This is a genomic window from Halanaerobium sp., assembly GCF_003070835.1.
Map to the genome: position 1 here is coordinate 1 of NZ_QBLR01000009.1, position 22,866 is coordinate 22,866.

The 22,866-nt window shown below is 34.9% G+C and carries 17 protein-coding genes; all 17 read left to right on the forward strand.

Annotated elements, in window-relative coordinates; genetic code table 11:
• Window positions 1-130: 130 nt before the first annotated feature.
• Complete coding sequence (locus CI949_RS02050) at window positions 131-1,132, forward strand: LacI family DNA-binding transcriptional regulator (RefSeq protein WP_290762619.1); 1,002 nt, start codon at window positions 131-133, stop codon at window positions 1,130-1,132.
• Window positions 1,133-1,222: 90 nt separating this feature from the next.
• A complete protein-coding gene (locus CI949_RS02055) occupies window positions 1,223-2,524 on the forward strand; it encodes an ABC transporter substrate-binding protein (protein WP_290762620.1) in 1,302 nt (433 codons plus the stop codon).
• A 119-nt stretch (window positions 2,525-2,643) separates the two neighbouring features.
• On the forward strand, window positions 2,644-3,534 hold the full coding sequence (locus tag CI949_RS02060) for a carbohydrate ABC transporter permease (RefSeq protein ID WP_290762622.1): 891 nt from the start codon (window positions 2,644-2,646) through the stop codon (window positions 3,532-3,534).
• 30 nt (window positions 3,535-3,564) lie between these two features.
• Entirely contained in the window at window positions 3,565-4,395 is an 831-nt protein-coding gene (locus CI949_RS02065; RefSeq protein ID WP_290762624.1) for a carbohydrate ABC transporter permease, read from the forward strand.
• Between the two features lie 31 nt (window positions 4,396-4,426).
• Entirely contained in the window at window positions 4,427-5,893 is a 1,467-nt protein-coding gene (locus CI949_RS02070) for an alpha-N-arabinofuranosidase (RefSeq protein ID WP_290762626.1), read from the forward strand.
• A gap of 18 nt (window positions 5,894-5,911) precedes the next feature.
• Window positions 5,912-7,336 carry a family 43 glycosylhydrolase gene (locus CI949_RS02075; protein ID WP_290762627.1) on the forward strand — a complete coding sequence of 475 codons (1,425 nt, stop codon included), beginning with the start codon at window positions 5,912-5,914 and terminating at the stop codon, window positions 7,334-7,336.
• Window positions 7,337-7,560: 224 nt separating this feature from the next.
• Window positions 7,561-9,522 carry a right-handed parallel beta-helix repeat-containing protein gene (locus tag CI949_RS02080; RefSeq protein WP_290762628.1) on the forward strand — a complete coding sequence of 654 codons (1,962 nt, stop codon included), beginning with the start codon at window positions 7,561-7,563 and terminating at the stop codon, window positions 9,520-9,522.
• A 213-nt stretch (window positions 9,523-9,735) separates the two neighbouring features.
• On the forward strand, window positions 9,736-11,019 hold the full coding sequence (locus tag CI949_RS02085) for an extracellular solute-binding protein (RefSeq protein ID WP_290762630.1): 1,284 nt from the start codon (window positions 9,736-9,738) through the stop codon (window positions 11,017-11,019).
• Window positions 11,020-11,096: 77 nt separating this feature from the next.
• On the forward strand, window positions 11,097-11,966 hold the full coding sequence (locus CI949_RS02090; protein WP_290762633.1) for a carbohydrate ABC transporter permease: 870 nt from the start codon (window positions 11,097-11,099) through the stop codon (window positions 11,964-11,966).
• The gene (locus tag CI949_RS02095) at window positions 11,966-12,787 is read left to right on the forward strand and encodes a carbohydrate ABC transporter permease (protein WP_290762634.1); all 822 of its coding nucleotides are present in this window, start codon (window positions 11,966-11,968) and stop codon (window positions 12,785-12,787) included. Before CI949_RS02090 ends, CI949_RS02095 begins: the two co-directional genes overlap by 1 nt.
• A gap of 58 nt (window positions 12,788-12,845) precedes the next feature.
• Window positions 12,846-14,279 carry a glycoside hydrolase family 5 protein gene (locus CI949_RS02100; RefSeq protein ID WP_290762635.1) on the forward strand — a complete coding sequence of 478 codons (1,434 nt, stop codon included), beginning with the start codon at window positions 12,846-12,848 and terminating at the stop codon, window positions 14,277-14,279.
• 39 nt (window positions 14,280-14,318) lie between these two features.
• Window positions 14,319-16,073, forward strand: coding sequence for a dihydroxy-acid dehydratase (gene ilvD, locus CI949_RS02105; RefSeq protein ID WP_290762637.1), 1,755 nt, complete (start codon window positions 14,319-14,321; stop codon window positions 16,071-16,073).
• 27 nt (window positions 16,074-16,100) lie between these two features.
• On the forward strand, window positions 16,101-16,991 hold the full coding sequence (gene dapA, locus CI949_RS02110; protein WP_290762639.1) for a 4-hydroxy-tetrahydrodipicolinate synthase: 891 nt from the start codon (window positions 16,101-16,103) through the stop codon (window positions 16,989-16,991).
• 296 nt (window positions 16,992-17,287) lie between these two features.
• Window positions 17,288-18,565 carry an extracellular solute-binding protein gene (locus CI949_RS02115; RefSeq protein WP_290762641.1) on the forward strand — a complete coding sequence of 426 codons (1,278 nt, stop codon included), beginning with the start codon at window positions 17,288-17,290 and terminating at the stop codon, window positions 18,563-18,565.
• Between the two features lie 71 nt (window positions 18,566-18,636).
• On the forward strand, window positions 18,637-19,524 hold the full coding sequence (locus CI949_RS02120; RefSeq protein ID WP_290762643.1) for a carbohydrate ABC transporter permease: 888 nt from the start codon (window positions 18,637-18,639) through the stop codon (window positions 19,522-19,524).
• Window positions 19,525-19,534: 10 nt separating this feature from the next.
• Window positions 19,535-20,359 (forward strand): carbohydrate ABC transporter permease, encoded by an 825-nt coding sequence (locus CI949_RS02125; RefSeq protein WP_290762644.1) that lies wholly within the window; start codon window positions 19,535-19,537, stop codon window positions 20,357-20,359.
• A gap of 39 nt (window positions 20,360-20,398) precedes the next feature.
• Window positions 20,399-22,750 carry a glycoside hydrolase family 3 N-terminal domain-containing protein gene (locus CI949_RS02130; RefSeq protein ID WP_290762646.1) on the forward strand — a complete coding sequence of 784 codons (2,352 nt, stop codon included), beginning with the start codon at window positions 20,399-20,401 and terminating at the stop codon, window positions 22,748-22,750.
• The last annotated feature ends 116 nt before the right edge of the window (window positions 22,751-22,866 follow it).

A 22,866-nucleotide genomic window follows, 5' to 3' on the forward strand; every position in this document is an offset into this window, starting at 1 on the left:
GGTAAATATTATATATTTTTACTATATTTCTAACCGATTAGATTTTTTAAAATTCAAACTTCTAACCGATTAGAAAGAATTCTAAGGATTTTTAAGCTAATAATAAATATAATTGGGGAGATAGATTATTATGGTTACAATCAAAGATGTAGCAAAAAAAGCAGGAGTTTCTGTAGCAACAGTGTCTGCTGTAATAAATAAAGATTCTGATGTTAAAGTTAGTGATAGACTTTCAAAAAAAGTTATAAGTGCTGTAAGTGAACTAAATTATCGGCCCAACAGAATTGCTAGAGCATTATCAAAAAAAGAAAATCCAATGATAGCCTATGTAGTTCCAACTATCAGAAATGAATTTTTTTCACAGATTGGTCATTATATTGAAAATTTTGCCTTTGAAAAGAAATATGGAGTATATTTATGTAATACACATTCACGAATAGAAAGGAGTGATTTATATTTAAATAATCTAATTGAAAACAGAGTCGGTGGGGTTATCGTAACTTTGACCTGGGAGATTATGACCAGTAATTTTATAGAGAATCTTCTGGAAGCAGATATTCCTGTAGTCGGAATGGCTGGAGCAAGAAAACGAGACGATATAGATACAGTATTAATTGATGATCAGGAAGGAAGTTTTAAAGCTGTTGAATATTTGATTAAAAATAATAAGTCAAATATTGCCTTCGTTGGGGTAGAAGAAAGTAAAACTACTGAGATTAGATATTCTGGTTACAAAAAAGCATTAAAAGAAAATAATTTAAAATTAGATAAAGATTTAGTTTCGATTCAAAAAGATTTTGATAGAGAAGATGGATATCAGGCAGCAGAAGAATTAATTGAAAATAATGGCTCAATAGATGCAATCTTTGTTTATAATGATGTGATGGCTTCTGGAGTGATTGATTATTTAAATTATAAGAAAATAAAAATACCGGATGAAGTTGCAGTTATAGGTTATGATAATAGTGTAGCTTCTTATACAAATCCTAAGCTTTCTACAATGGATTTGCCAAAGTATAAAATTGCAGAAAAAACTATGGAATTATTATTTAGGAGAATTGATAATGGAGGAAGTGATAGTTATCAGACACATCTTATTCATCCCAAATTAGTAATAAGAGAAACTACTTAACTTTTAGGGAGGTGAAATATTTTTGTTTGTGATTTACAGTCTGTAAAGTTAAAGCTGAAGTTTTTATAACCAAAAGGAGGAAATAAGCATATGTTTCTAGCTAAAGGAAGAAAAGTTATAATTTTGAGTTTTGTTTTGGTTTTAGGATTTTTATTAGCAGCAACAGCAGTCAATGCTGAAACTGTAGAGTTGAATATGTGGACATTTGTTAACGCTCATGCTGAATTCTTTGAAATGAAAGCTGAAGAATATAATCAGGCACAATCTGATGTTACCTTAAAACTTAAAACTCAGACCTTACCATATGATCAAATGCATGATAAATTAAATGTTGCTTTACAAACAGGAATGGGTGCTCCTGACATAGTTGATATTGAAATTGCAAAGTTTCCGGGGATTGTTGCCAATAGTGTTGATAAACTGGTTGATCTTACTTCCGTAACAGATAAGTATAAAGATGAAATTGTTACTGCCAGACTTGCTCCTTATTCTTCATTAGAAGGTAAAGTTTATGGTATTCCAACTCATATAGGAACAGCAGTTATTTATTATAATCAGGAACTATTTAAAGAAGCCGGTGTGTCAGTTGATGATATTAAAACCTGGGAAGATTATGTTGAAGTAGGTAAAAAATTAACCAAAGATACCGATGGTGATGGAGAGATAGATCAATGGATGGCCCCTGTAGCACACGGATCAGCCTGGCCATTTCATTTAATGAGTCGTCAGTTTGGAAGTAATTCTTTTGATGAAGATGGAAATATTATATTGGACAGAAAAGAAAATATAAAAGTACTACAGTTTTTACAGGATCTAGTTTACAAACATAAAATAGGAAATGTCATGCAGGATTACCATCAGCAAAATTTCTATGATGTCATGAATAGTGGTAAATATGCAAGTGTTTTGCCAATGCCACAGTGGTACATGATTAGATTTACTGATTTCATGCCTGATTTAAAGGGAAAAATATTAGTTCGTCCAATGCCTGCCTGGAGTTCTGGAGGAACTCTTTCAGCGACTGGTGGCGGAACCGGTACAGCTATCACTAAGCAGGCTAATAACATTGAAGTTGCTAAAGATTTCTTAGCCTTTGCAAAGCTAACTGAAAAAGCGGGTGTACAGATCTGGACAGAACTTGGATTTGATCCAATAAGAAAAGATGCATATAATCATGAAGAATTATATGAACCCTTACCTTACTTTGGTAACGAGAGAGTGATGAATACTATTAAAAGCTTACAAAGTGAAATTCAACCTTTATATCTAACAGGACTTTACCCAAAAGTTCAGGATATTTTAGGTGAAGAAGTACTATTTAAAACTATTGAACAAAATAAAGATGTGGAGAAAGCACTTAAAGATGCTGCGGAGACATTACGTTCCGAATAATCAAACATTAATTCTTTCTTACAACTTTATCAAAAAGTAAATTAAAATGGTTGCACTGTGAAAAGAGTGTATTTTTTGCAGTGCATCCAGAATTACAATACTTATGGGGGGGGAAATGAATGATTAAAAAGATTTTATATAATAAAAAAATAGTCCCATGGATATTTATAGCTCCTTTTTTAATCTTTTTTACTATTTTTAAAGCATACCCAATTATATATTCATCCTTTTTAAGCCTGCATGAGATGCAGGGATTATCAGGAAGAGAATTTGTTGGTTTAAAAAATTATATTGAACTTATAAATGATAGTAATTTTCTAAAAGCTGTATGGAATAATACCAAATATATGATTGGAACTATGATTACTTTGATTCCTATTCCACTGATTTTTGCAGTTTTATTGGATTCTAAACATTGTAAGGGTAAAAATATTTATAAAACAATCTTATTTATTCCAACTTTAACTTCACTGGTTATAGCTGCAGCAGTTTTCAAAATTTTATTATATAAAGGCGAAACTGGGATTGTAAATTTGTTAATAGGTTATATTGGGATTCCACCTCAAAAATGGTTAATAAATCCCCTGTTAACAATACCTTCAGTGGTTTTAATTGCAACCTGGCGCTGGACAGGTATGAATTTAATTTATTTTACAACCGGATTAACTGGTATATCAAAAGAGTTATATGAATCAGCTTCAATTGATGGAGCCAATATGCTGCAGCGTTTTTACTATATAACAGTGCCACTTTTAAAACCAATTATTATTTTTGTAGCGACACTAAATTTAATTGGCGGATATAAATTATTTACTGAAGTTTATATGTTGTGGGATGGTGGAGCCTCACCGGGAAAAAGTGCTTTAACTTTAGCTGTAATGATGTATCGGACAGCCTTTTCATATTTTGAGTTGGGTTATGCTTCAACTATTGGTTTTTTAATGGCATTAATTATTTTAATTCTTTCTTTATTCCAACTCAAACTCACTGGATTCTTCAAAGAAAATTAATTTATAATAGATACTTTTGGAGGTTAAATTATGCGGCTTCATATTTCAAATAATATTAAAACTTTTGGAGTAGTTGTGTTTTTTATTTTTGTTTGTCTATTGTTTATAATACCATTTTACTGGATGTTTGTTTCATCTTTTAAGCCGTCGGGAGAAATATTCACCAGTAGTTTAAGTTTATTACCAAACAATCCCATTATCACGAATTATACAGAACTTGCTGATACTCATTTTATAAGATGGTATATTAATAGTATAATTTTTGCAACTGGCTATGTTATCCTGGGATTGTTTGTTTGTAGTCTTGCCGGTTTTGCCTTTGCAAAATATGAATTCAAATATAGAAATTTTATATTTTTAATTATTGTTGCAGCTCAAATGCTGCCCATTCATATTCAATTAATTCCACTTTTTATTATGTTAACTAAAGCCAGAATTATTAATACTTATGCTGGTTTAATATTGCCAATGATTGCAAATCCACTGGGCTTATTTTTTGTGCGCCAATATATGGTGGGAATAGAAGATGATCTTCTAAATGCAGCGAGAGTTGATGGAGCTTCAGAATGGCAGATATTTTATCGAATAGTTTTACCTATATCAAAACCAGTATTAGCTGCTTTAGCCATTTTATTTTCTATTTTTGCCTGGAATAATTTGTTATGGCCTTTAATCGTAATGAGAACAGAAGAGATGTTTACTTTGGCTGTGGGTTTATCAACGTTAATCGGGCAGTATCGACCTCGTTATGGTATGTTAATGGCTGGCTCCGTATTGGCTGTTCTGCCGATTGTACTTTTATTTTTGAAAATGCAGGAACATTTCATTTCCGGCCTGACAGCTGGCAGTATTAAAGGATAATAATATAAATTAATTTTGGAGGAATATAATTATGAATAAACTGATATTAAATATAGAGCAAGCAAAAGAGAAGATAAATAAAAATATTTATGGACATTTTGCAGAACACTTAGGAAGATGTATTTATGAGGGATTTTGGGTTGGAGAAGATTCTGAAATTCCTAACACAAGAGGCATCAGAAATGATGTTATTGAAGCTTTGAGAGAAATTAATATACCAGTCCTAAGGTGGCCTGGAGGTTGTTTTGCAGATGAATATCACTGGAAAGATGGAGTGGGCCCCCGTGAAGAAAGAGCTACTATTGTTAATAATCACTGGGGTGGTGTAACTGAGAATAATCATTTTGGTACACACGAATTTATGGATCTCTGTGATCTTTTAGATACAGAACCATATATCTCCGGTAATCTGGGTAGTGGAACTATTAGAGAAATGCAGGAATGGGTTGATTATCTGACTCATGATGGAGAATCACCAATGTCTGACTGGAGAAAAGAAAATGGTCGTGAAGAACCCTGGGATTTAAAATATTTTGGAGTAGGAAATGAGAACTGGGGCTGTGGTGGAAACATGCGGCCTGAATATTATGCTGATAAATATAAAAACTATCAAACATATATTAATGATCATGGAGATAATAAAATTTTCAAAATCGCCTGTGGATCACATGACAGCAATTATCACTGGACCGAAGTTTTAATGGAAGAAGCAGCTGATAAGATGGATGGTTTAAGCCTCCATTATTATACTGTTCCCGGTGATGAGTGGGAAAATAAAGGTTCAGCAACTGATTTTGACCAGGATGAATGGTATATTACCTTAAAAAAAGCTATGTATATGGATGAACTAATAACAAAACACAGCACGATAATGGATAAATATGATCCCGAAAAGAAAGTTGCTTTAATCGTTGATGAGTGGGGAACCTGGTATGATGTAGAACCCGGAACAAATCCTGGTTTTTTATATCAGCAGAATACTTTAAGAGATGCGCTTGTAGCCGGAATACACTTAAATATTTTCAATCAGCATGCAGATAGAGTAAAAATGGCCAACATAGCTCAAACTGCAAATGTTCTCCAGGCAATGGTTTTAACTGATGAAGAAGATATGATTGTAACCCCATCCTATTATGTTTTTAAAATGTTTAAAGTACATCAGGATGCACTTCAAATCCCTATTCATTTAGAAACTGAAAAATATAAAGAGATTCCAAAACTGAGTGCTTCTGCTTCTAAGAATGATCTGGGTGAGGTTAATATTACTCTTTGTAATCTGGATCCAGAAAATGATGCGAAAATAGAGACCATAATTAATTCAATTGATGCAACTGAAGTTAAGGGGACAATTTTAACTTCAGACAATTCAAATGATCATAATACATTTGAAAATCCTGATCTTGTGAAACCAGAAAAATTTGATGAGTTTAGTATTGAAAACCAGAAGTTGACTGGGGAAATACCTTCCAGTTCTGTGGTTTTATTGACTTTAAAATAAAATGAAAGGAATTGATTTATGATAAAACAACAAGTGAATCCATATTTACCATCATGGGAGTATATCCCTGATGCTGAACCATATGTTTTTAATGAGCGAGTATATATTTACGGTTCTCATGATCGATTCAATGGTCATGCCTACTGTTTAAATGATTATGTCTGCTGGTCGGCTCCAGTTGATGATCTTTCGGATTGGCGTTATGAAGGGGTAATTTATAAAAAAACAGAAGATCCTCTTAATCCAGATGCCAGCATGTGTTTATATGCTCCGGATGTGACTGTTGGCCCTGATGGTCGCTATTATCTTTATTATGTTCTTGATAAGCTGTCTATAGTTTCAGTGGCTGTTTCTGATACTCCGGCTGGAGAATATGAGTTTTATGGTTATGTCCATTATCAGGATGGTACTCGCCTTGGTGAAAAAGAAGGAGACCAGCCGCAGTTTGATCCTGGTGTAATTACTGAAGGGGAGAAAACATATTTGTATACTGGCTTCTGTCAGAAAGGTGATAAATCAAGAAATGGGGCGATGGCCACAGTTTTAGATTACGATATGCTGACAATAATTGAAGAACCTAGATTTGTAATCCCGAGTGAACCTTATAGTGAGGGAACAGGCTTTGAAGGGCATGAATTTTTTGAAGCTCCATCGATTAGAAAAAGAGAAGATACATATTATTTAATTTATTCTTCAATTTTAATGCATGAATTATGCTATGCTACGAGCAAGAAGCCAACCGAAGGTTTTGAATATCAGGGAACTATTGTCAGCAATGCTGATATTGGTATTGAAAGCTATAAAGCGGCTGCTAAGCCAATGTATTATGGCGGAAATAATCACGGCAGCATTGTTGAAATAAATAATCAGTGGTATATCTTTTATCACCGACATACGAATGGAACCAATTTTAGCAGACAGGCCTGTCTGGAAAAAATTGAATTTACAAACGAGGGAAATATTCCCCAGGTAGAGATGACTTCTACTGGTTCAAAAGATAATCCGTTAATTGGGGTGGGAGAATACCCGGCCTATCTTGCCTGTAATTTATTTACTGATGAAGAATCAGTTTATACTGATTTTACCGGTGCCTGGATGGATAAGCAGTTTCCGAAGATAACTCAGGACGGTAAAGATGGAGATAAAGAAACAGGTTATATTCAGAATATGAAAGATTTTGCAACAGCTGGTTTTAAATATTTTGAGTTTAATAATATAAATAAAGTTAAAATTAAAGTTCGTGGTTACTGCAGCGGCAGATTTGAAGTTAAGACAGCCTGGAATGGGGAGGTTTTAGCAGAAATACAGGTTGAATTTTCAAATATCTGGCAGGAATATTCAACAGATGTTAAAATTCCAGATGGAGTACATTCATTATATTTTACCTACAGAGGGGAAGGAAGTGCTAGTTTAGCTTCGTTTACTCTGCTGCCAGGAAACTAAAAAATTGAATTGTAACAGAAAAATATAACATTCGTACCGCTATTTATGTAGCGGTATTTCTTTTTTTAATCAAAAAAGTCTGAAAGTTCTTGCAGGAATCAGATGATAGGTGGAGAATAATATAAGTACAGCATTAATTTAAGTCTTAAATTAATGCTGTGGATTGTTTAAGTTTTATCTTATATTTACTATTTTTAAAAAATAATTTAATAGGGGGATAATAAATGAGTTTTGAATATCATGTTGCAAAAAAAGGCTCAGATTTTAATCAAGGAACTAAAGAAGAACCATTTTTAACAATTAATAAGGCTGCACAAATTGCACAGGCTGGAGATACTGTTATAGTTCACGAAGGTACATACAGAGAATGGGTTAAGCCGCAGAATAGAGGTTTAAGTGATAAGAGGAGAATTACTTATCAGGCAGCTGAAAATGAAAAAGTAGTGATTAAAGGTTCAGAAAGAATAAAAGACTGGAAGAATGTTGAAGCTTCAATCTGGAAAACAGAAATAGATAATCAAATTTTTGGTGACTATAATCCCTATCAGGAAGAAATTTTTGGTGACTGGCTGATCCATACTGGTGGTCAGGAAACAAAACACTTAGGAGATGTTTACCTAAATGGAATGTCTTTTTACGAAGTCGACTCTTATGATAAATTAGTTGATCCAGAAGTTAAAATCGAAATAAAAGATGACTGGACTGGGAAAGTAGATAAAGTAAAAAACCCGGAGCAGACAAAATATCTTTGGTATGTAGAGGTTGATCAAGAAAAAACAACTATTTATGCTAACTTTCATCAGGCAGATCCAACTGAGGAACTAGTTGAGATAAATGTCCGCAAAGCCTGTTTTTATCCAGAAACTACTGGTATTGATTATATTACTGTTAAAGGTTTTGAGATGGCCCAGGCAGCTACTCCCTGGACACCTCCAACAGCAGATCAACCAGGTCTAATTGGTCCTAACTGGAGTAAAGGTTGGATTATTGAAGAGAATAACATACATGATGCAAAATGCAGTGCGATTAGTATTGGTAAAACTGCAGCAACTGGTGATAATTTCCGCAGTAAAAGACAGGATAAACCCGGTTATAAATATCAGATTGAATCAGTTTTTGAAGCAGGAGATTACGGCTGGAACAAAGATAATATTGGATCTCATATTATCAGAAATAACACCATTCATGATAGTGGTCAGAATGGAGTTGTTGGCCATTTAGGCTGTATTTTCAGTGAAATCTATAACAACCATATCTATAATATTGCTTTAAAAAGAGAATTTTATGGTCATGAAATTGCTGGAATCAAACTGCATGCTCCTATTGATGTAGAAATTCATGATAACCGGATTCATGACTGTTCATTAGGTACCTGGATGGACTGGCAGACTCAAGGAACGAGAATCAGCAGCAACCTCTATTATAATAATAACCGCGACTTATTTATTGAAGTCAGCCACGGACCTTATATTGTTGATAATAATATTTTAGCTTCTGATTATGCACTGGATAACTTTTCTCAGGGTGGAGCCTATGTTAATAATTTAATAGCAGGCAAAATGGTACAGCGAAAAGTCTTAAAGCGTTCAACTCCCTATCATCAGCCGCACAGCACTAAAATTAAAGGCTTCACTGTAATTTTGGGTGGTGATGATCGTTTTTATAATAATCTATTTATAGGTCTGGATGAAAGTGACGAAATTATAATCGGAGAAAATGATTCTAAAGAAGGTGTAGGAACTGCTCATTATGACAATTCTCCGACTTCTTTAGCGGAATATTTTGAAAAAGTACATCAAAAACCAGGAGATGTAGAAATATTTATGGATACCAAGCAGCCTGTTTATATTAATAATAATGTTTATTTAAATGGAGCACTTCCTTTTGAAAAAGAAGAAAATAACTATATTAATCCTGGTTTTAATCCAGAATTGAGAATTATAGAGTCTGAAGATGCCGTCTATCTGGAGTGTAAGTTAACAGCAGATTTTAAAGACCTTGCAGCGGAAGTTAAAAGCACCAGAAGTCTCGGTAAAGTTAGGATTGCTGATGCAGACTTTGATGATCCTCAAGGAAAAGAAATAATTATTGATAGAGATTATTTAGGAAAATCTCAAAAAGGGACTGTTGGACCTTTATCTATTCTGCAAAAAGGCACTAATAGAGTTAAAATCTGGGGCAAATAAAGAGGTTATTGTTGATAAAAAGAATAATATTAAAAAAATTAAAATTATTTTGCAGGAATTTGTATTATTATGTCGAAATATATAATTATAAGTTAATTTACTTGTTAAATTAACATTTAAATTAAATTCTGGTCATATATAATTAGCTTAAGAAAGGAGGGAGGATTCAATAATTTTAGGTTTATTTAATCAAACAGGGAGGTTATTAAAAAAATGAAAAAATCATTATCTTTAATTCTGTCAATTTCTATGTTTTTAGTTGTTCTCTTAAGTGTTTCTGTTATTGCTCAAGAAGAAATTGTCTTATGGGATATAACTACTGAAGCAGAGAGTGAATTACCAGTAATTCAGGATGCAATTGCAAGATTCGAAGCAGATAATCCTGAGTATACAGTAAGACATGTACCAACAAGTAATGACGATTATAAAACAAAACTTCAGGTAGCAATGGGAGCTAATAATGAACCAGATATTTTTATGTCCTGGGGTGGAGGTCCATTAAAAGAATATGTTGATGCAGGTAAAGTAATGGATATGACCGAGGCATTAAAGCAGGATGACTGGATTGAAAGATTTGTGCCGGCCGGTTTAGAAATTGCCAGATTTAATGAGAATTATTATGCTGTGCCAATTACCGGTATGAGAGCAGTTCTAATGTTTTACAGAACTGACATTTTTGAAGAAGTAGGAGTGGAAATTCCAGAAACCTATGAAGATTTTAAAGATGTAATTGTTCAGCTGAAGGATGCCGGGTATATTCCTCTTTCTCTGGCAAACAAAAATAGATGGACAGGCTCAATGTATTATATGTATTTAGTTGACCGCATCGGTGGGAAAGAAGCTTTTCTTAATGCGGCCAGTAGAGATGGTGGATCATTTGCAAGTGAAGCTTTTGTTAGAGCAGGAGAAGTTATTCAGGAACTTGTTGATCTTGGTGCATTTCCTCCCGGTGTAAATGGACTTGATGAAGATCAGGGACAATCCCGACAGCTCTTATATGCTGATCGAGCAGCAATGTATTTAATGGGAGACTGGGCATATGGATTGATTAGAAACGAAAATCCAGCAATGTTAGAGAATTTCAGTTTCTTTAGATTTCCAGTTTTTGAAGATGGTAAAGGAGATCCAACCAATTTAGTTGGTTCACCAGGAGGAAACATGTACAGTATTGCTAAAAGTAGTAAGCATAAGGAAGCAGCTATTGAGTTTCTTAAATATTTATCAGATGAAACTGCAGCAAAACAGTTAGTAGATCTTGGTAACCTGGCTCCTTTTAGAGGAGTAGAAAAATATTTAGATGATCCATTTATGGTTGATATATATACTGCATTGAATAATGCTAATTATGTTCAATTATATTATGATCAGTATTTACCTCCTCAAATAGCTCAAGCACATCTAGATACTATGCAGGGCTTATTTGGAAAAACTATGACTCCTGAGGAAGCAGCACAGATGATGGAAGATGAAGCACAAAAATATTTTAATGAAAATTAAATGAGAGTTATTATAATCACCCTGCTTTATTAAATGCAGGGTGATTATTTAACTATCATACTGGGAGGTATTCATATATGCAGAAGGTTAGTAAATTAACTATATTTTTATTTTTACTGCCGGCACTATTATTTTTTTCACTCTACATGGTAGCTCCAATACCTCTTTCTGCATTTTATTCATTTTTTAGATGGAAAGGATTTGGAGAGAGAATTTTTATTGGCTTAAATAATTGGATTGAATTAATTGGAGATGATATTTTTCACAAGGCGTTATTTAATAATTTTAAGTTAGTTTTTTTATCTTTATTTGGGCAGTTACCAATTGCCTTAGCTTTAGCTATTTTACTGGCCAAAAAAACGAAAATTACTGATATTTTAAAGACAATATATTTTGTTCCTCTGTTAATGTCTTCGGTTGCTGTTGCAACTTTATGGAGTAATATCTATGATCCAAATTTTGGCTTATTAAATATGTTTTTACAGACAATTGGTTTTGAAAATTTGTTTATAAATTATCTGGGGAGTCCTAAACTGGCATTATATTCTGTAATTGTAGCGATTAACTGGCGTTATATACCTTTTTATATGATTCTGTTTTTAGCAGCGATAAAAAATATCCCCGATGAGCTTTATGAAGCTTCAAAGGTTGATGGGGCATCCAAATGGGAGAACTTCCGTTACATCACCTTACCCTTACTTAGACCTACAATTATTAATGCCAGTGTGCTTTCTCTTGTGGGTTCTCTAAAGTTTTTTGATATTGTATATGTTTTAACTGGTGGGGGTCCAAACAATGCTTCAGAATTAATGGCAACCTATATGTATAAAAATGCTTTCAATAGTTTGCGGATGGGTTACGGTAGTACTATTGCTCTTGCTTTATTTATCATTGCCTTTACATTTTCAATTTTATTTATGAAAGCGACAAGAAAGGGTGATAAATAATGTCAAAAAGCGCAAAATTAATAGTTGTATTACTTGCTGGTATCTGGTTGTTGATAACACTTTATCCTTTTATATTTATGCTGCAGACAAGTATGAAAACTAATATGGAGTATTTTACCAGCTCAGTCTGGGCATTTCCAGAAAATATTAGTTTAGATAATTATTTAACTGCCATGAACTCGGGTTTTATAAGATTTTATTTAAATAGTTTATTTGTAACTATTTCTTCTCTTGTAATAATAATCATATCAGCTTCTATGGCAGCCTATATGATTGCTAAAATAGATTTCAAGTTAAGCAACTCTGTTTTTTCTTTTTTCCTGGCTGGAATGATGATTCCAATTCATATTACTTTGATTCCAGTTTATAAAATGACTCAGACAATGGGCTTATATGATAAATTAACAGGTTTAATTGGTCCTTATGTAGCTTTTAGCTTGCCAATTTCAATATTTATTTTAACAGGATTTATTGCAGAAATTCCAAGAGAATTAGAAGAAGCAGCCTATATCGATGGGGCAAATATATTTCAGATTTTTACTAAAATAATTTTCCCACTTATTAAGCCGGCAGTATCTACAGTGGCTATCTATAATTTAGTTCTCTTATGGAATGAATTTATTTATGCTCTGGTTTTGATCTCAAATCCAGACAAATGGAATTTGACTCTAGGATTATGGAATTTTCAGGGACAATATGGAACTAATGTACCGATGGTTATGACAGGAGTTATGTTGTCAGTTTTACCACTTTTATTATTCTATATTTTCCTTCAGGAAAAAGTAATAAAGGGTATGACAGCTGGAGCTGTAAAAGGTTAATTTTTATAAAACTAAACACTGCTAGTTTAATTAACTTTATTTTGAAAGGAGAAACTATATGAGTTTTTTGCAGATGCAGGGTAAAGACATAATAAATGAAAATGGAGAAAAAATTTATCTCCGAGGAGTTAGCTTTGGTGGCTGGTTGAATATGGAGAACTTTATTACAGGCTACCCGGGAGCAGAGTCTTCAGTCAGAAAAGCAATAAGAGAAGAATTAGGAGAAGATAAATATAAAGCTTTTTTTGACAGTCTGCTTGATTCGTTTATTACAGAAGCTGATTTTAAATTTTTAGCAGAAATAGGTTCTACGGTGATCAGAGTACCTTTTAATTACAGACATTTTGAGGATGATATAAATCCTGGTAAATATAAGGATGATATTTTTAAATACTTAGATAAAGTGGTAGAATTCGGAAGAAAATATGGGATCTATATTATTTTAGATTTACATGCGGCTCAAGGCTGGCAAAATGAAGGTTGGCATTCTGATAATCCCCAAAATGTATGTTTAATGTGGGATAATATAGATTACCAGAATCGAGTTGCAAAACTCTGGCAGCATATTGCTATAAGATATAAAGATGAGGAATATGTAGCTGCTTATGATTTAGTGAATGAACCAAATGCGCCAACTGTAGAAAAAATTAATGGTTTTTATAAAAAGATAGTAAAGGCAATCAGAGAGGTAGACAAAAAACATATTATTTTTCTGGAAGGTAATCATTATTCTAAGCAATTTGAAGGGTTTGAAGAACCATTTGATGATAATTTAGCCTACAGTTCTCATAATTATACTCCGGCAACACATCGCGCACGCAGATATCCTGGACCTGTAGTAGAAATGGAAAGAGCAACTGGGTCAGTTTATGCTGATAAAAAATGGCTGGAAGATTCTTTGTTAGAAAGAAATGGTTGGATAATTGAACATCAACGCCCTTCCTGGGTAGGTGAATTTGGAGCTTTATTTGATGGAGATGTAAATAATCCCACTCCTGCAGATGGTGAAAGATTAAAGGCTTTAAGAGATCAGTTAGAAGTTTTTAATAAACATGAGCAACACTGGACAATCTGGACCTACAAAGATATTGGAGTGCAGGGACTTGTTGTTCCCAAAAGTGATTCAGAATATCTCAAAAGGATTTCCGGCTTAAATAAAATAAAACGCGAACTTGGTCTTGATGCTTGGACTGCGAGAAATAATGGGCTTTTACATGCAGAAACCAGTAAAATTCTTAAAGTTGTTGCTAACTCAGTTGCTACAAATTTGAATGAATTTAGTTTGGATTACAGTGGAGAATGGTTTAGGAAACTTGGAAGGGAATCCATTTGCAGTACAATATCTACAATGCTTTCTTCAGTTTATGCAGCTCAGTTTATTGATCTGAGTAAAAAAGAAATCAAAAAAATGCATGAGCAGGCTTTTAAATTTGAAAACCTTGAAAAAAGAGATTATTTAGTTGAGGTTTTAAAAAGTGCTTTGAAACAATAATGATCATTGTTAAAGAATATCTATCCAGGAGAGATAATTATGCTTAAAAGTCAAAAAATACGCAAAAGCAGTCCTGAACTTGACGCTTTAAAAATGGGGATGGATTGGGAGGAAGAGGATTTAGCAAAAGCTCAAATTTTAGTCAGCAGTACCTATGGTTACGGTCATCCAGGCAGTTTTCATCTTGATCAGCTGGTTGAGCAGGCACTGCAGAGTTTACAAAATGAGGGTGCAAAAGGGGCTTCAATGATAGTCAGTGACATCTGTGATGGGATTGCCCAGGGACATGATGGAATGAATTATTCTCTGGTCTCCAGAGAAATGATTGCAAATATGGTAGAAGTTCAGGCGAAAGCCGCCCCTTATGACGGCATGCTGATGATCTCAGCCTGTGATAAAGCAATCCCTGCTCATTTACTGGCAGCAGCCAGGTTAAATCTACCGACTGCACATGTACCAGGTGGCTCAATGGCTCTAGGTGAGAAAAATACTACTGTTGATATGACCGCCAGTGATTATGCGAAATATAAAAGAGGAGAAATCAGCAAAGAGAAATATTTAGAAACCCAAAAGCTGGCCTGTCCTTCCTGTGGAGCCTGTCAGTTTATGGGCACAGCTTCTACAATGCAGGTCATGGCTGAGGCACTTGGACTGGCACTACCCGGGGCTGCTTTAATCCCTGCCAATGGCCCCTACTTAAAAGAAATGACCGAGCTGGCTTCCTCATATTTAACTAAAGCTGTAAAAAATGATCTTAAAGTTAAAGATATAGTCACCAAAGAGTCAATTGAAAATGCAATTACAGTTCATGCTGCCATAGGTGGCTCGAGCAATGCGCTGCTGCATCTGCCGGCCTTTGCTCATGAGCTGGGAATTGAAATTGAAGGCAACTTATTTGATAAGATTAACCGTAAAGTTCCATTTTTGGTGAATACAATTCCGAGTGGTGATTATCCGACTCAGTATTTCTGGTATGCAGGTGCGGTTCCGGAAATCATGAAAAGAATTAAAGATCAGCTGCACCTTGACGTATTAACAATTACTGGAAAAACTCTGGGCGAAAATTTAAATGAATTAAAAACCTTTTCCTACCTCAAAGGAATGGAAACCAAACCGGCTTTAATGCCAGCAGAAGAAAAAGTGATTTTTCCGGTTGATTCTCCAATTAATGCTCAGGGAGCGATTGCAATTCTGAAAGGCAATCTGGCCCCAGAAGGTTCAGTGGTCAAGCATTCAGCTCTACCTGAAGAAATGAAGAACTTTGTTGGCCGAGCTAGAGTCTTTGACAGGGAAGAAGAAGCAATGGAAGCTGTATTAAATGGAGATATAGTTTCCGGTGATGCTGTAATTATCCGTTATGAAGGCCCCAAAGGTACTGGAATGCCGGAGATGTATTATACAACAGAGGCTATCGCTTCTGACCCAAAATTAAATAAAACTACCGCTCTAATAACTGACGGGAGATTTTCCGGTGCTACCCGGGGACCGGCAATTGGCCATGTTTCACCAGAGGCTGCCTCCGGCGGACCAATTGCTTTAGTTAAAGAAAACGACTTAATAGAAATTAATATAGAAAAAAGAACTCTAAACATAGTTGGTGTTGATGGTAAAGAAAAGAGTGAAGAAGAAATTAAGCAGATTTTAAAAGAGCGCTCTAAAGAGTGGGAAAAACCAGAGCCAAACGTTCTAAATGGTGCCCTGGGCATTTTCAGCCAGCTTGCTGCTTCTCCCATGAAGGGTGCCTATATTGACACAGAATATTTAACTGAATTAATAAATAATAGCACTATATAATAATTTAAAAATCTGAGGAGGATAAAATTGATTAAAGGAATAATTACCCCAACGATTACAGTCTTTGATCAGGATCAAAAGATAGATTTTGAGGCCACAGAAGAGCATATAGAAAAACTAATAGAAGCTGGAGTAAATGGCATTTTGTTTTTGGGCAGTATTGGAGAATTTTTTGCGATGACTGCAGCAGAAAAGAAAAAGCTGATTTCTTTTGCTGTCAAAATTGTTAATAAGCGGGTGCCGGTTTTAGTTGGTACAGGAGGAACAGCAGCAGAGGATGTAATTGAACTAACTAATTTTGCTGGTGCTGAAGGAGCAGACGGGGCAGCTGTAATTACTCCCTATTTCTTTCAGTTTAATCAGCAGATCCTCTATAATTATTACAGTCATATTGCCCAGAATGTTGATCTGAATCTCTATATTTATAATTTTCCAGCCCGCAGTGGAGTTAATATTTCTCCGGAGATAGTCTTTGAGCTGGCCCGAGATTATGACAATATTGTAGGAATTAAAGATACAATGGATACAATCAGCCATACCAGAGAATTAATTCAAAGAGTAAAAATACCGCTAAAAAGAGATTTTGCTGTCTATTCCGGATTTGATGAGTATTTTCTCCCCAATTTATTGAATGGAGGAGATGGATTAATCGGTGGATTATCTAATGTAGCTCCTGCATTATTTACAGATTTTTACAGCGCCTATCAAAAAGAAGATTTTAATAAAGTAAAAGAATTAGTCAATAAAATCAATTTAATGATGGAGATCTACGGTGTTTCTGATCCCTTTTTCCCGGCGATTAAAAAGGCTGTTTCTATCAGCGGCAGCAATTTAAATGCAGTCTGCAAAGAGCCGGTTGGTCGACTGACAGATGAACAGATAAATAATATTAAAAAAATTCTAGAAAAAGTTAAATAAATATAAAATAATCTATTTATAGAAAAAACCACCAGCAAAAAGGTGGTTTTTTCTTTTTTAGTTAAAAAAACCGTAAAAAATCTGAAATTTCTTGCAGGATTTTTTGACCGAGTGTTGAATAAAAGTTATAGAGAGTTAATTTAGTGCTTAAATTAATGCTTAAATTAATGAAAATTTTGTCTTTGGTTTAAAAAATTTGAAGAGGGAGGGATCAGTAAAAAGTACTTTCTTTGTTTGGAATTTCAAGTTAACTTTCAAAAAGTCTTGATTTAAAATTAAAAGGGAGGAATAATTTTATGAAGAAATTTTCAATTTTGTCGCTTGCTTTATTAATGGTAATTTCTCTATTTTCGCTTACAGTAATGGCTCAGGATGAGGTAACTCTTACTCTCTGGGATATTAGAACAGCTGCTGACCAGGCTACTCCAGCAGTAAAAGATGCAATTGAACGTTTTGAAGCTGATAATCCAAATGTTAATATTGAGCATGTTCCAACTCAAAATGATAATTATAAAACTAAGCTGAGAACTGCTATGTCTGCTGATAATGCTCCGGATTTATTTATGACCTGGGGTAGTGCCAGTTTGGAAAGATATGTAGATGCTGACAAGGTATATTCTTTAGAATCACATATGACTGAAGACTGGAAAGATAACTTTATGCCTGCAGCTATGGATTTAGGCCGGGTAGATGGTGAAATGTATGGTGTTCCTGTAACCAATGTTTCTCCTGCACTTGTCTGGTATAGAACTGATCTATTCGAAAAATATGGTCTGGAAGTACCAGAAACATATGAAGAGCTAAAAAATGTTGTCAAAACATTTACAGACAATGGAATTACACCTTTTGCTCTGGCTAATAAAAATAAATGGCCTGGCTCAATGTATTTTATGTATCTGGTAGATAGAATTGGTGGACCAGAAGCTCTGCAGAAAGCAATCAGCAGAGAAGGTGCCTTTAATGATGAAGCATTTATTGAAGCAGGAAGAAGAATTCAGGAATTAGTAAAAATGGGAGCTTTCCCTGAAGGAGTTAATGGTCTTGATGAAAACGCATCACAGTCTAGAACATTGTTATATACAGATCGAGCAGCAATGTATCTGATGGGAAGCTGGGCCTATTCTGGTATTAAAAATGAAGCTCCAGATATGGTAGATCAATTTAGTTTCTTTAACTTTCCTGAAATTAAATCAGGAAAAGGGGATCCTTCTAACTTAGTTGGTACACCTGGAGATAATTATTATTCTGTCTCTACAAAAGCTGAAAATAAAGATGCTGCAGTTGAATTCCTACATTATTTAACTGATGCTAAAATGGGAGAAAAGTTAATTGAAATTGGAAATATCCCTCCATTTAGAGGTGTTGGTGAAAAAATAGACGAACCAATTACGAAAAAAATATATAATACCAGTCAAGAAGCAAACCATATCCAGCTCTGGTATGACCAAACATTACCATTAGAACTGGCTCAGGTTCATCTAAATACAACTCAGGCCTTATTTGGTATGGAAATGACTCCAGAAGAAGCAGCAGATAAGATGGAAGCAGCTGCCAAAGAATATTACGGTGAATAAAGTAAGGAAACTAGAATTAATATGCAGGGAGGATTTTTCCTCTCTGCTCTAATTTAAGAGGTGTTTAAATAATGGATAAAAAAGAATTAATGAACAATAAATATTTTATTGCAGCTTTATTTTTACTTCCGGCAGTAATTTTTTCGTTGGTTTATTTAATTATTCCCATTCCGCTTTCAGCTTATTATTCATTTTTTAAATGGGACGGTATAGGTGCAATGGAATTTTTGGGTCTTGAAAACTGGTCAAAATTATTAAGTGATCCTATATTCTGGTCTTCGATGGCAAACAATTTTAAACTTGTAGCAATATCCTTAGTAGTACAGATACCAATTGCTCTGTTTTTAGCAGTTTTATTAACCCGTAAAATTAAGGGAGCCAGTTTTTTTAAAACTATATATTTTGTACCGATGTTATTATCTTCGATTGCAGTAGCATTTCTCTGGCGTTATATGTATGATCCCACTTTTGGTTTGATTAATGGGGTCTTAAATTTAGTAGGTCTCGAACAGCTTACTCAGAGCTGGCTGGGGAATCCTGATATTGCCTTTTATTCTGTAGCAGCGCCAATTCAGTGGCGTTTTATACCACTTTATATGATTATTTTTATGGCTGGTATTTCAAATATACCAAAACAGCTTTATGAAGCAGCAGAAATTGATGGGGCCAATAATCTGCAGACTTTTTTCTTTGTCACTTTGCCAATGCTTAGGTCCACAGTTGTTAATGCCTCTGTTTTGATTATTGTTGGTTCACTTAAGTACTTTGCTATGATTTTTGCTCTAACAGGTGGAGGTCCAAATCATGCCTCCGAATTAATGGCTACCTATCTTTATTCCAAATCTTTTACAGAAATGAATATGGGCTATGGCAGCACGATTTCTGTAGCATTATTCTTAGTTGCACTTATAGTATCAGTTGTATTTCTAAATTTCAGTAAAAAAGATGTCAGGAATTAGGTGAGAGATTATGTTGAATAAAATCAAAAATTTAATTATATATATATTTTTGTCTATCTGGCTTGTGATAACAGGTTACCCGCTTGTCTTTTTAGTCCAAAACAGTTTTAAGATTAGAATGGAATTCTTCAGAAACCCAGTCTGGTCTTTACCGGAAAAGTTTACTCTGCAGAACTATATTGATGTTATGGAATCAGGTTTTTATATTTATTTTATTAACAGTATTATAGTCTGTTTTATCTCAGTCGCAATTATAATTATTGTTTCTGCCCTGGCGAGTTATGCAATTTCTAGAATTGATTTCAAATATAATAAAATAGTCTATATCTTATTTTTAGCTGGAATGATGATTCCAATTCATTCAACTCTGATTCCAATCTATAAGATAACACTTTCGATGGGCTTATATGACAGACTCTCAGCTTTAATTGGACCCTATGTTGCCTTCAGTCTTCCGATTTCAGTTTTTATTCTGACAGGATTTATAAATGATATTCCTTATGAACTGGAAGAAGCGGCAATAATTGACGGGGCCAGCAGGTTTAGAATTTTTAAGGATATAATTTTGCCACTGGTTAAACCAGCAATTGCTACAGTTGCAATTTATAATCTAACTTTGCTCTGGAATCAGTTTGCCTATGCATTGGTTCTAACTTCAAGTCCGAGCAAAAGAATTTTGACCCTGGGCTTATTTGAGTTTCAGGGTCAGCATGGGATAAATATTCCTTTAACTTTAACAGCTCTTTTCTTATCAGTTTTACCCTTGATAATTCTTTATGTTTTCTTACAGGAGCATATTATTAAAGGAATGACAGCCGGGGCCTTAAAGGGATAAAATATAAATAATATTTTAAAGAAGAAGGAGAGATAATTAATGACAGAGTTTAATTTGGATAATTACTCATTAGAAGAAAAAGTAGATAAATTATTAACTGAAATGACTTTAGAAGAAAAAGTAGCTCAGCTGGGATCAATTGGTCCTGACAAAATTTTAGAAAACGGAAAGTTTTCAGAAGCAAAGGCAGCTAAATACTTAAAAAATGGGATCGGTCAGATCACAAGAATTGCCGGAGCCAGTGCTTTAGAACCAGAAGCTGCAGCTGAAGCGGCAAATAAGATGCAGAAATATATCGCCGAAAATACCCGGCTTGGAATTCCAGCAATTGTCCACGAAGAGTGTTTGAGCGGTTATATGGGTAAAGGTGGAACAACTTTTCCTCAGTCAATTGGAGTTGCCAGTTCCTGGGAGCCGGAACTACTGGAAAGACAGACTGATGTAATTAGAAAACAGCTGCGCTCAATCGGAGCTCACCTGGCACTATCACCTGTTGCAGATGTAGCAAGAGATTTACGCTGGGGTAGAGTAGAAGAGACTTTTGGAGAAGATCCCTATCTGGCTGCAGAAATGGTGACTTCCTATGTCAAAGGCCTGCAGGGAGATAAATTATCAGAAGGAATTGTAGCAACACTTAAACATTTTGCCGGGCACAGTTATTCAGAAGGTGGTCGCAACCATGCTCCAGTAAATCTTTCGGAAAGAGAACTTAGAGAAAGTTTCCTATTCCCCTTTGAAGCCGCAATTAAAACTGCGGGAGCTGGTTCAGTAATGAATGCCTATCATGATATTGACGGGATCCCCTGTGCCTCTTCCAGAAAATTATTAACAGATATTTTACGAGGAGAATGGGGTTTTGACGGGGTTGTAGTTTCTGATTACTGGAGTATTAAAATGCTGCATAATGAACATAAGGTTGCCCGCTCAATGCAGGAAGCAGGAATTAAAGCTCTAGAAGCAGGGCTTGATATCGAGCTGCCGGAAACTGAATGCTACGGACAGGAATTAGTTGATGCTGTTAATGATGGACTGATTTCTGAAGCCGTTATTGATCAGGCAGTCAGAAGACATCTCCGCTATAAATTTAAGGTCAATGCCTTTGAACAGCGTTATGTTGATCTTGATAAAATTGCAGATCTTTTTGAAACAAAAGAACAAAGAGAGCTGGCCCGAGAATCAGCCAGAAAATCTATGGTTTTACTTAAAAACGAAAATGATTTACTGCCTTTAGCTAAAGAAATTTCTTCACTGGCTGTGATTGGTCCTTCTGCAGACAGCACCCGTAATCTGCTTGGTGACTATGCCTACAGTGCTCATGTGGACAGCAAAGAGGATGCAGTAGAAGTTATCAGCATCCTAGATGGAATCAAAGCAAAGATTTCAGATCAGACACAAATAAATTACGCCTATGGCTGCGGCATCATGGACAGCAGTAAGGAAGGTTTTGCTGAAGCAGTTATGGCTGCTAAAGAATCAGAGGTTGCTCTGGTTGTTGTTGGTGGAAAATCAGGACTTTCAGGTATGGGAGAAAATGAAAACAGTGATGATGATGTGGTGGATTTTGAAGGTGGAGCCTTCTTAAGTGAACTTCAGAATACAACTGATACTACTGGAGAACATCATGACCGCACATCTCTGGATCTGCCGGGAGTTCAAAAAGAATTGATCAAGGAAATTGTTAAAACAGGAACTCCAGTTGTGGTTGTGCTTGTCAATGGCCGTCCTCTGTCAATTGAATGGACCGCAGAAAATGCAGATGCAATCTTAGAAGCCTGGTTACCGGGAGAAGAAGGTGGAAATGGGGTAGCAGATGTACTATTTGGAGACTATAATCCGGCTGGAAAACTGCCAGTTTCAATTCCTAAAAATGTTGGGCAGACTCCTATTCATTATAACCGACGCCATATGTCACATTATCGTGATTATGTATTTACAGGCAACAGACCCCTATATCCATTTGGTTTCGGCTTAAGTTATACAGACTTTGAGTACTCAAATCTGGAGATAAGTCCAAAAGAATTTGCAGGGAATAAAACAATTACAATTAAGACAGACATTAAAAATACCGGCCAGCTTGCTGGAGCAGAGGTAGTGCAGCTTTATATTTACGATAGAATTGCTTCTCTAACCAGACCAATCAAATCACTCAAAGGCTTTAAGCGAGTTGAACTCAAAGCAGGAGAGAGCAAAACTGTTGAATTTAAATTAAAAGCTGAACAGCTGGCATTTTATGATAAGGACATGAATCTGGTAGTAGAACCTGGTGAGTTTGAAATTATGCTCGGCAGTTCTTCTATAGATATCCGCCTTGAAGACCTAATTAATTTAAAAGGAGATAAGGTTGAATTGACAGCAGAGAGAAGTTATTTTACTGAGGTTGAAGTGAAATAGTTTTAAAGCCCAAGAGGCTTTAAATATAATTAAAGTTGATAAAAGGAGGTGAACCTGCTCTCGTTTGACTTATTCTTTGGATTTAAGACAATATAAGGGGGATTTATTAATGCGTA